Annotated in this window: 10 protein-coding genes; 2 read left to right on the top strand and 8 right to left on the bottom strand. The window is 47.6% G+C overall.

Translation table 11 applies throughout. The annotated features are described in order from the left end of the window. The 8 genes from HKN79_09620 to miaB form a co-directional block, all read right to left on the bottom strand. Positions 1-404, bottom strand: a 404-nt coding sequence (locus HKN79_09620) for a hypothetical protein (protein NNC83826.1), incomplete at its 3' end; no start/stop codon positions are given. Between the two features lie 138 nt (positions 405-542). Further along, positions 543-2,174 (bottom strand): chaperonin GroEL, encoded by a 1,632-nt coding sequence (groL, locus tag HKN79_09615; protein NNC83825.1) that lies wholly within the window; start codon positions 2,172-2,174, stop codon positions 543-545. Between the two features lie 48 nt (positions 2,175-2,222). Further along, a complete protein-coding gene (locus tag HKN79_09610; protein NNC83824.1) occupies positions 2,223-2,492 on the bottom strand; it encodes a co-chaperone GroES in 270 nt (89 codons plus the stop codon). 163 nt (positions 2,493-2,655) lie between these two features. Then, on the bottom strand, positions 2,656-2,967 hold the full coding sequence (secG, locus tag HKN79_09605) for a preprotein translocase subunit SecG (GenBank protein ID NNC83823.1): 312 nt from the start codon (positions 2,965-2,967) through the stop codon (positions 2,656-2,658). A gap of 1 nt (position 2,968) precedes the next feature. Then, positions 2,969-3,835 (bottom strand): hypothetical protein, encoded by an 867-nt coding sequence (locus HKN79_09600; GenBank protein NNC83822.1) that lies wholly within the window; start codon positions 3,833-3,835, stop codon positions 2,969-2,971. Further along, a complete protein-coding gene (locus tag HKN79_09595) occupies positions 3,829-4,329 on the bottom strand; it encodes an LptE family protein (GenBank protein ID NNC83821.1) in 501 nt (166 codons plus the stop codon). The genes HKN79_09600 and HKN79_09595 overlap by 7 nt, the downstream gene beginning before the upstream one ends. Continuing rightward, the gene (locus HKN79_09590) at positions 4,326-5,567 is read right to left on the bottom strand and encodes a sigma-54-dependent Fis family transcriptional regulator (GenBank protein ID NNC83820.1); all 1,242 of its coding nucleotides are present in this window, start codon (positions 5,565-5,567) and stop codon (positions 4,326-4,328) included. Before HKN79_09590 ends, HKN79_09595 begins: the two co-directional genes overlap by 4 nt. A gap of 5 nt (positions 5,568-5,572) precedes the next feature. Further along, on the bottom strand, positions 5,573-7,003 hold the full coding sequence (miaB, locus tag HKN79_09585) for a tRNA (N6-isopentenyl adenosine(37)-C2)-methylthiotransferase MiaB (protein NNC83819.1): 1,431 nt from the start codon (positions 7,001-7,003) through the stop codon (positions 5,573-5,575). Between the two features lie 224 nt (positions 7,004-7,227). Here miaB and topA point away from each other — a divergent pair, with 224 nt between their 5' ends. Beyond that, a complete protein-coding gene (gene topA / locus HKN79_09580) occupies positions 7,228-9,534 on the top strand; it encodes a type I DNA topoisomerase (GenBank protein NNC83818.1) in 2,307 nt (768 codons plus the stop codon). Then, on the top strand, positions 9,531-10,037 hold a 507-nt coding region (locus tag HKN79_09575), incomplete at its 3' end, for a hypothetical protein (protein ID NNC83817.1). The genes topA and HKN79_09575, both read left to right, overlap by 4 nt.

The raw sequence follows: 10,037 nt of genomic DNA, 5'->3' as shown, positions 1-10,037 counted from the left end.
ACATCGACCAATATATCCGGTGCATCTCTTCGATAAAGTTTTGGAGTACCTCTTGCAGGAGCTGTAATCAAGCTATTGACATTGGTAAGACATAGATCCTTATCACCATCATTGTCGTAATCTACCCAGATGATAGATCTCGAACCATCTATCTCGAAATCCAATCCGGATAATGTATCCATGACCAGAGTATCACCTATGACCTGCCAAAAGGATGGAATCAGACCGGTATGGGTGCCATAAGAGATATCGTCCTTTCCATCATCATCATGGTCAATAAATGATATGCCCGACCCATCGGTAGAAGGACCATTGAACTGATAATCTAACCCGATGGAGTCCGCAACATTGACGAAAGACACGCTCTGAGAGTAGGAGAGCATAGGTAGAAGCAACGCCACCATAGTTACGAATGAAGAGGGGATGAATCGCAACCTGATAAAATTTTAATAGAATCCATGAAATTAAGGGTTTATGCCCCTTCCGTCAAAAAAAAGCCCCCTCAAGATGAGGGGGCAATTTCAATATGCTTCGAAGACGATCTACATCATCCCTGGCATTCCACCTCCACCCATTGGCGGCATAGCAGGGGTATCTTCTTCGATATCAGAGACCACAGCCTCGGTGGTGAGCAACATTCCAGCGATCGAGCCGGCATTCTCCAAAGCGATCCGAGTCACTTTGGTGGGGTCGATCACACCAGCACTCAATAGGTTCTCATATACATCAGTACGTGCATTGTAACCGAAATCATCCTTTCCTTCACGGACCTTCTGCACGATAACGGACCCTTCTCCACCCGCATTGGCAACGATCTGACGCAACGGCTCTTCGATGGCCCTCCTAACGATCTGTACACCGGTAGACTGGTCTTCATTTTCTACATCGAGGTCTTCCAGAGCTTCGATAGCCCGGATGTATGCAACACCTCCACCTGGAACGATTCCTTCTTCCACGGCTGCACGGGTAGCGTGTAAGGCGTCATCTACTCGGTCTTTCTTCTCTTTCATCTCCACCTCAGTAGCAGCACCTACATAAAGTACTGCGACTCCGCCAGCAAGTTTGGCCAGGCGTTCTTGAAGTTTCTCTCTATCGTAATCCGAAGTAGTGGATTCGATCTGCGCCTTGATCTGCTTGACCCGGCCTTCGATCATGTTCTTATCACCATTTCCATTGACGATGGTGGTCGTGTCCTTATCGATGGTGATCTTCTCACATCTTCCTAGGTCCTCCAGAGTAGCGTCCTCGAGTTTTCTTCCCTGCTCTTCAGAGATGACCGTACCTCCAGTGAGGATGGCTATATCTTCTAGCATGGCTTTTCTTCGATCACCGAATCCAGGTGCCTTGACCGCTGCGATCTTCAGGCTTCCTCTCAGTCGGTTGACGACCAAGGTGGCCAATGCTTCTCCTTCTACATCTTCTGCGATGATGAGGAGTGGCTTTCCGGATTGAGCAGATTTCTCAAGAATCGGCAGAAGATCCTTCATAGAAGATATCTTCTTATCGAAGATGAGGATGTAAGGATTCTCCAGATCCGCGACCATCTTCTCAGAATTGGTAACGAAGTAAGGAGAAAGGTATCCGCGATCGAATTGCATTCCTTCAACTACCTCTACCGTGGTCTCGGTGCCTTTGGCCTCCTCAACAGTGATCACACCTTCTTTCTTGACCTTTTCCATCGCTTCTGCGATCAAAGTTCCGATAGTGGTATCGTTGTTGGCCGATATGGTAGCTACTTGCTTGATCTTCTCGTTGTCATCTCCTACTTCTTGAGAGTTGGCCTTGAGGTGTGCAACTACGGCTCCTACTGCTTTGTCGATTCCTCTTTTGAGGTCCATTGGGTTGGCTCCAGCGGCCACGTTCTTCAGTCCTGAGGTCACTATGGCCTGAGCAAGGACGGTCGCAGTAGTGGTACCGTCTCCTGCATTGTCTGCCGTACGACTTGCAACTTCTTTGACCATTTGTGCACCCATGTTCTCGATAGCGTCAGAGAGTTCGATCTCTTTAGCTACAGATACTCCATCTTTAGTGACACTCGGAGCTCCGAATTTCTTGTCGAGGATCACATTCCTCCCTTTTGGACCCAAGGTCACTTTAACTGCATTGGCCAGTGCGTCAACTCCTTTCTTGAGTTTGTCTCTCGCCTCTACATCGAATGTTATGTCTTTTGCCATGATATTGTTTTTCTACTGATGGTTTTATGATTCTTTCTGATTCTCCTCTCAGACGATAGCGAAGATGTCGGACTCTCTCATGATGAGGTAGTCCTTTCCATCGATGCTGATCTCTGTTCCCGAATACTTCCCATACAGGACACTATCTCCGGCTTTGACGGTCAATGGCTCGTCTTTCTTGCCATTACCTACCGCCACGATGGTCCCTTTCTGGGGCTTTTCTTTTGCCGTATCAGGTATGATGATACCTCCGGCTGTTTTTTCCTCGGCAGAAGCTGGTTCTACCAACACTCTATCTGCAAGTGGTCTGACATTCATAGTCTAAGGTTTTGAAATTCTTATTTGTTTGATTCTTTTTCGGACTATCACGTCCGCGCTCCCTGGGTCATATTCCGTGCCAATCGGTCATTTGGGGGAATACCAAAAAAAATGTCAGTTCATCTGTGACAAACTGACATTCCCAGTGCAATTTTTTCAGTCCTCAGAAGTCCTCTTCCTCGGCAGCATCGTCCGTAGAAACGGGTGCTTCAATGGTCTCGATGTCTTGAGTATCTACAGAATCTGTCTTCATGGTGGACAGGTGCCAAGAAGAGGCAAGGCAAAGGACCACCAGTCCTATGGCCAATGACCAAGTAGCTTTCTCCAAGAAATCAGCAGTACGCTGCACACCGCCTATCTGATTAACATTTCCAAAACCTGCTCCCAGTCCACCTCCTTTGGGATTCTGGATAAGAACGATGACTCCAAGTAGGATGGAGACCAAGAATATCAGGACGGTAATCAATGTACCCATTTCACTTTCTCTTTATACGCTTAAGGTCCTTGACCTTTTCAATTCGGGCTGCAAAGTAATCGCTTTTCTCAGGATATTTCAAAATCAACTGTTCATAGGCATCGATGGCCTTGGCGTAATTCCCTTGGTTCACATAGATACGAGCCAGTGTATCAGAGACCATTCCTCCAGAGTCATCCAAGCTTTTCTTGGCCATTTTGGAAGCATCGAAGAATTCTTTTTTGGGCCTCTCTGTCCCTTTCAAGAAACCATCGATCAAGTCCTTATTTTTAAGTGGAGGGTCGGGAGACTCTACCTTTTCTCCAGAAATGAAGTCGAGAAAACTCTTAGGCACCGAAACAGTCTTGGGCTTTTGGACTTCCTCTTCTTCATCCCGAGGCGCAACGACATCAGGCTCCTCTTTTTCCGGTTCGGCCTCCTTTAGTATGGAACTCTCTACAGCTTGGGCCAGATATTGGAGTTCAAGCTCTTGCTTTTTGGGATCCAAATCTGCCGGCTTCTCCTCTTTGGTATCATTCGATCGACCATCTTCAGGAGTTCTTATTCCTACGGACTTTGATTCTATTTCGACCTCCTTAGTCTCCTCAGCTGTAGGAACATCGTCCAAAGTTTCATGTGGGATGGTCAAGCCGTTCTCCTCTTCTTCGCGAAGTTCATGTAGAATCTTTCTCACGGGCATATGGAAGGCGGCCTCAGTCAAAGACTCATCGAATTCCAGGGCCCCTTTCTTCTTCAAAAGATCGAGATGCGCTAGACGCAGCACGTGACTGTATGGATGTTGCTGAAGGAATTCTTGAATTTCTTCTGCACTATGGAGGTCCTTTGCATTGACGCCCATCACTTCGGCTATGTCCGGTCTATTTACCAATCTCCCAGTGTTTGATCGTAAATATCCTGAAGAATCTTGGTATTGATCTCTTCTAATAGTGTCTCTTCGATATCAGCAAACTCATCTTCCGCATCGAAGTCCTCGAACTGCCTGAGCGTCAGCTGCTTGTCTTTATCAGGTTCTATCTTGTTGAAGTACCTGACCTTGAGCTCGATAGTCAATCTATTCCTGGTAGAAACTTCATCTCCAGAGGCCGCTACTGGGTTGATCTCATAGCGAGTGACTTCTCCTTCATAGTGTATATCACCATCCTCATCTGCCAGATTCAATGGACTTTGATCCAGTAGCAGGTCCTTAAGTCCTTCGGTCACCTGTTGACCGTAATTCGGGTCGGCCAGTGGTGCACGTACCAGGAAATAGGATACAGAAAAAGTGTCGGCCTCCGCAGGCACAGAGCCACCGCTGAAACTATACCTGACCTTGCATGAAGGAATGAGGAATAGGCAAGCAAGTAGTAGGAGACCGATTCTCATACGATGTCGTATTCTTTGATCTTCCGATACAACGTACGTTCACTGATCCCTAGTTCTTCAGCCGCCTTCTTTCTGCGGTTGCCATGTTTCTTCAAGGCTTTTATGATCAGTTCTTTCTCATGGTCCACCAGAGATAGGGATTCTTCCACCTCTTCATGTTCCTCGAAGGAGCTGCCAGAATCATCTTGCGTGACTATCTCATAAGGGTAGACAGGATCGCTGCGTTTGACAATCTCATGACTCGGTACTTCCGCGCTATCCTCATTGGTGATTTGCTTGACAAAAGCTTCATTCTCGGCAGAGATATCGATGGACGAATTACGCGTCATCATATCACCTACTAAGGCTTTGAGTTGATTCATGTCGTTACGCATATCGAAAAGGACCTTGTACAGGATCTCACGCTCGGACATGTCCTTCGGAGCTTCTTTATCGATGATGGCCGGCAATCTGGAACCTTCCACAGGAAGATAGCGCTGCAAGGTCACCGGATCGATCTCCCTGGATTTTTCAATCACCGACATCTGCTCGGTCAGGTTCCTCAATTGACGGATGTTACCCGGCCAAGAATGATTGACCAGATACTGCTCTGCTTCTGGAGTGAGTTTGATGGATGGCATCCGATACTTATCAGAATAGTCCACTGCGAATTTCCTGAATATGAGAAGGATATCTTCTCTTCTCTTGCGCAAAGGAGGCAAAGTAATAGGGACTGTATTCAATCGATAATAGAGGTCTTCTCTAAACCTACCCTTCTTTATCTCCTCGGGGATATCCTTGTTGGTAGCAGCAACTATGCGTACATCGGTCTTCTGTGTCTTTGAAGAACCGACTTTTATGAATTCTCCAGTCTCCAGTACGCGCAATAGACGTACCTGTGTCTGCAAGGGCATCTCTGCCACTTCATCCAAGAATACCGTTCCTCCATCGGCCACTTCGAAATATCCTTTACGGGTCTCCGATGCACCTGTGAATGACCCCTTTTCATGACCGAAGAACTCACTGTCTATAGTCCCTTCGGGAATCGCTCCACAATTCACAGCGATATACTTTCCATGCTTACGGTGACTCAGATTGTGGATGATCTGAGGCATGACTTCTTTCCCCGTACCACTTTCACCCGAAATGAGAACAGAAATGTCCGTGGGTGCCACTTGCATAGCGATGTCGATCGCTCTGTTGAGCAAGGGGGAATTCCCTATTATCCCAAATCGTTGTTTGACTGACTGGATTTCCATATGCCTCAATCTGCAGGTTCTACGATGGTCCCTCTGAGTGTGGCTGCTGTGCACTCTTCGGCCAATACATGTACATAATCCCCTTTCTTCTTATCCTGTTTCGGAAATACCATGACCACATTCTGCGTAGTCCGACCGAATAGCTCCTCATTCGAACGCTTGGAAGTCCCTTCTATCAGTACCTTATGGACCTTACCCAGCATCGCCTTATTAGCTGCCATGCTGTGTTTGCTCTGTAGATCTATCACCTGTTGGAGTCTTGATTTCTTGACCTTTTCAAGGATATCATCCTCTAACTTTCTCTGCGCCAAGGTCTTGGGGCGTTCGGAATAGGCAAACATGTAGGAGAAATCGAATCTCACTTGCTCCATCAGGTCTAGCGTATCTTGATGGTCCTGCTCGGATTCACCACAGAAACCGGTCATTATATCCGTGGAAATGCCACAATGTGGAATTATCCTACGAATAGCATCGATACGTTCGAGATACCATTCTCTACTATACCCTCTATTCATATTCTCCAGAACTGCAGTACTACCTGATTGAACCGGCAGATGGATGTAGTTGCAGATATTCTCGTGTGCTGCCATCGTGTGCAGTACCTCATCGGTCATATCCTTGGGATGAGATGTGGAGAATCTCACCCGCAGGTCAGGATTCACATCAGCAACCTTCTTCAGCAACTGAGCGAAGTTGACGCTCTCTTTGTCCGGGTCTTTTTTCTCGTCCTTACGCGTCAGATTCCATCGATACGAGTCCACATTCTGGCCGAGTAAGGTGACCTCACGATATCCCTGGTCGAAAAGATACTGGGCTTCATGTACGATGGATTCAGGATCTCTGCTCCGTTCCCGACCTCGAGTGAATGGGACCACGCAAAAACTGCACATATTATCACAACCCCGCATGATCGATATGTACGCTGTGACTCCATTGCTATTCAGGCGGATAGGATTCAGGTCGGCATAGGTCTCCTCCCGGCTCAAAAGGACATTGACCGCCTTATGTCCTTCATCAGCTTGCTCCACCAGATTGGGTAGGTCTCGATAGGCATCAGGGCCTACTACGAGATCGACCAGTTTTTCCTCTTCGAGCAATTTGGCTTTCAATCGCTCTGCCATGCATCCAAGTACTCCTATGACCGTACCCGGGTTCTTGGCCTTTATCTGATTGAATTGTTGGATCCGCCCTCTTACCCTTTGCTCCGCATTCTCGCGTATAGCGCAGGTATTGAGCAATATGACGTCTGCCTTATCTGCCTCTTGAGTCGTTGTGAAACCCTCTTTCTGAAGAATGGAAGCTACAATCTCAGAATCGGAGAAATTCATCTGACATCCATAACTCTCCAAATAGAGTTTCTTGCCATTTTCCGCTCCATTGAGGCGTATTGCTTCACCTTGTCTGGCCTCATCCAACATCTGATCCGAATCCCGCATATTTCTTCTGCTTCTTGTAAAAAGGATGGCAAAGGTAGTGCATACTGACAATGTGTCAGCATGGCCGACTGACATAAAAACTATGTTTTTATATATATATGTATAGGCTGCAATCTTGACAAATCAATGAGGTGGACCGTAGTATGTGCGGATCGCTGTCTATTACTTTGCAGCGAAAACGATGGTGAGAATCATCTGATAGTCAAATCCCTCAACAAACGAAAATGGCCAAGAACCTTGTCATCGTAGAGTCACCTGCCAAAGCAAAGACCATTGAGAAATATCTCGGAAAGGACTTCATAGTCAAATCAAGCTATGGGCATGTACGTGACCTTCCATCGAAAGGGTTGTCTATCGACATCGAGAATGATTTCGAGCCGACCTATGAGATCAGTCCCGATAAGAAGAAGGTGATCGATGAACTGAGCAAATTGGCCAAAGAGGCGGAGATCATCTGGCTTGCAACGGATGAGGATCGCGAGGGAGAAGCCATCTCATGGCACCTGGAAGAAGCCTTGAAGCTGGATCGGGAAAAGACCAAGCGCATCACATTCAATGAGATCACCAAGACGGCCATACAGCGTGCTATAGACTCACCCCGAGAGATTGATAGGAAATTAGTAGATGCCCAACAGGCCCGAAGGGTGCTGGATCGTTTGGTGGGATTCGAGCTATCTCCTGTGCTTTGGAAAAAGGTGAAACCGAGTCTCTCAGCCGGTCGTGTGCAATCAGTCTCAGTACGCTTGATCGTAGAGCGTGAAAAGGAGATCATGGATTTTGAATCCACCTCATCATTCAGACTGGTCGCCCTCTTCGATATCGATGGAAGTGAGCTCAAAGCGGAACTTCCAGCGCGATTCTCCGAAGTAGAAGAAGCCCGAAAATTCCTCAGTGACTGCATCGAAGCTGAATTCAGCGTGGCCGACCTCGAAGTGAAACCCGGAAAACGCACCCCAGCCAGCCCGTTCACCACTTCCACCTTACAACAGGAGGCCTCTAGGAAACTGGGATATCCTGTAGGGCTCACCATGAGCAAAGCTCAGAAACTGTACGAAGCAGGGCACATCACATACATGAGGACCGACTCGGTCAATCTGAGCGATCAGGCTATAGGTCAGAGCAAGGAGGTCATCACGAGCAAGTACGGAGCTGAATTCTCACAGCCTCGGAAATACACTACTAAGAATAAAGGCGCCCAAGAGGCCCACGAAGCCATACGACCGACCGATATCGGAGTCAATTCCGTATCCGATTCCGATCTGGATAAGCTATATCAGCTCATTTGGAAACGGACCATCGCTTCACAGATGGCGGATGCTCAATTGGAGAAGACCAATATCAAGATCGATATCAGCTCTCGCCCCGAGCAATTGAATGCCAGTGGAGAGGTGATCAAATTCGAAGGATTCCTCAAGGTCTATCTAGAAGGAAAAGATGATGAGGACGATGAAGAGAAGAAAGGAGTACTCCCACCGGTCCAAGTAGGTCAGTCATTGAAATTGACCGAGTTCACCGCAAAAGAACGTTTCACCAAACATCCTCCTAGGTACACTGAAGCCAGCTTAGTGAAGAAACTGGAAGAACTGGGCATCGGAAGACCTTCTACCTATGCCCCCACCATCAGTACCATACAGAAGCGTGGCTATGTGGAGAAAGACAGTCGAGACGGTACGGAGACCCCACATCGCAAGATCGTGTTGAAGGATGGAGGAATCGAGGAATCGACCCATCCTGAAGTCATCGGTACGGAGCGCAATAAACTCTTCCCGACCGATATCGGCATTGTGGTCAATGATTTCCTGGTCGACAACTTTGAAGATGTGTTGAACTACAATTTCACAGCCAGTGTAGAACAGAAGTTCGATGATATCGCCAATGGCCAACTTCAGTGGCAGGATATGATCAAGGAGTTTTACCGTCCCTTCCACAAGGATATCGAGAATACCTTGGAGCACTCAGAAAGAGCGACCGGTGAACGTGTACTCGGAAAAGACCCTGTCTCGGGCAAGGAGGTAATAGCCCGCATCGGAAGATATGGCCCTATGGTACAGATCGGCCGGGTAGAAGATGAAGAAAAACCGCGCTTCGCATCGCTACGCAAGGAACAGAGCATACAGACCTTGACCTTCGAGGAGGCTATGAAGCTCTTTGAACTACCCCGCACCTTAGGTAATTCTGGCGAAGATGATGTGGTCGCAGCCATCGGAAGATTCGGCCCTTATGTGCGTGTCGGGAAGACCTTTGTTTCCATACCAAAGGATGCGGAGTATGACGCCTATACCATAGAACTTCCACAAGCTCTCGAGTTGTATCAAGCCAAACTAGAGGCCGACAAGAACAAGTTCATCAAGACTTTCCCTGAAGATGAAAGCATACAGGTGCTCAACGGACGCTACGGACCTTACATCAAGGCCGGAAAAAAGAACGTACGTATACCTAAGGATGTCAAACCCGAAGACCTGACCTTGGAAGAATGTAAAAAACTCGCTGAGGCTGCCCCGGCCAAGCGATCCAGAAGCCGAAAGAAATGACAGAGGACATCGGCATATATCTACAAGCGATTCCCGAGAATCTGTTCCGTGGAGTATCCTTTGCTGACTCCAGCATAGGAGATTACATGCGCTTCCATGACAAGGAGATTCCCGCTTTGGATAATGTCCAATTAGCAATCATCGGAATACGTGAGGGAAGGAACTCCGATGAGAATGAGGGCTGCGCTCATGGTGTGGATCCAGTTAGAAGAGCTCTATACTCTCTCTTCGTGGACACTTCCGATCTTCAGATCGTAGACCTTGGAGATATACATTCCGGTCATTCGGTCGAAGACACATTGTTTGCCGTTCAACATGTCGCGGAGTATCTGATAGCTCGAGGTATCGTTCCTATTTTTATCGGTGGGGCTGACTATTGCTCCCTAGGAGTCTACAAAGCCTATTGTGCCTTGGAACGGATGACCAACGTGGTCAATATTGATCCTATGTTCGATGTACACGACAATGAGGGGGAACCCGATGTGTACAACCATCTGAGCCGG

The organism is Flavobacteriales bacterium (assembly GCA_013001705.1).
Taxonomy (GTDB): Bacteria; Bacteroidota; Bacteroidia; order Flavobacteriales_D; family JABDKJ01; genus JABDLZ01.
Note: the sequence above shows the minus strand (reverse complement) of the source record. Positions and strands in the feature narration are given on the sequence as shown.

Bases quoted from the DNA above. Each gene is read 5' to 3' on its own strand.
- groL (NNC83825.1), bottom strand. From the start codon at position 2,174: ATGGCAAAAGACATAACATTCGATGTAGAGGCGAGAGACAAACTCAAG.
- HKN79_09610 (NNC83824.1), bottom strand. From the start codon at position 2,492: ATGAATGTCAGACCACTTGCAGATAGAGTGTTGGTAGAACCAGCTTCT.
- secG (NNC83823.1), bottom strand. From the start codon at position 2,967: ATGGGTACATTGATTACCGTCCTGATATTCTTGGTCTCCATCCTACTT.
- HKN79_09595 (NNC83821.1), bottom strand. From the start codon at position 4,329: ATGAGAATCGGTCTCCTACTACTTGCTTGCCTATTCCTCATTCCTTCA.
- HKN79_09590 (NNC83820.1), bottom strand. From the start codon at position 5,567: ATGGAAATCCAGTCAGTCAAACAACGATTTGGGATAATAGGGAATTCC.
- miaB (NNC83819.1), bottom strand. From the start codon at position 7,003: ATGCGGGATTCGGATCAGATGTTGGATGAGGCCAGACAAGGTGAAGCA.
- topA (NNC83818.1), top strand. From the start codon at position 7,228: ATGGCCAAGAACCTTGTCATCGTAGAGTCACCTGCCAAAGCAAAGACC.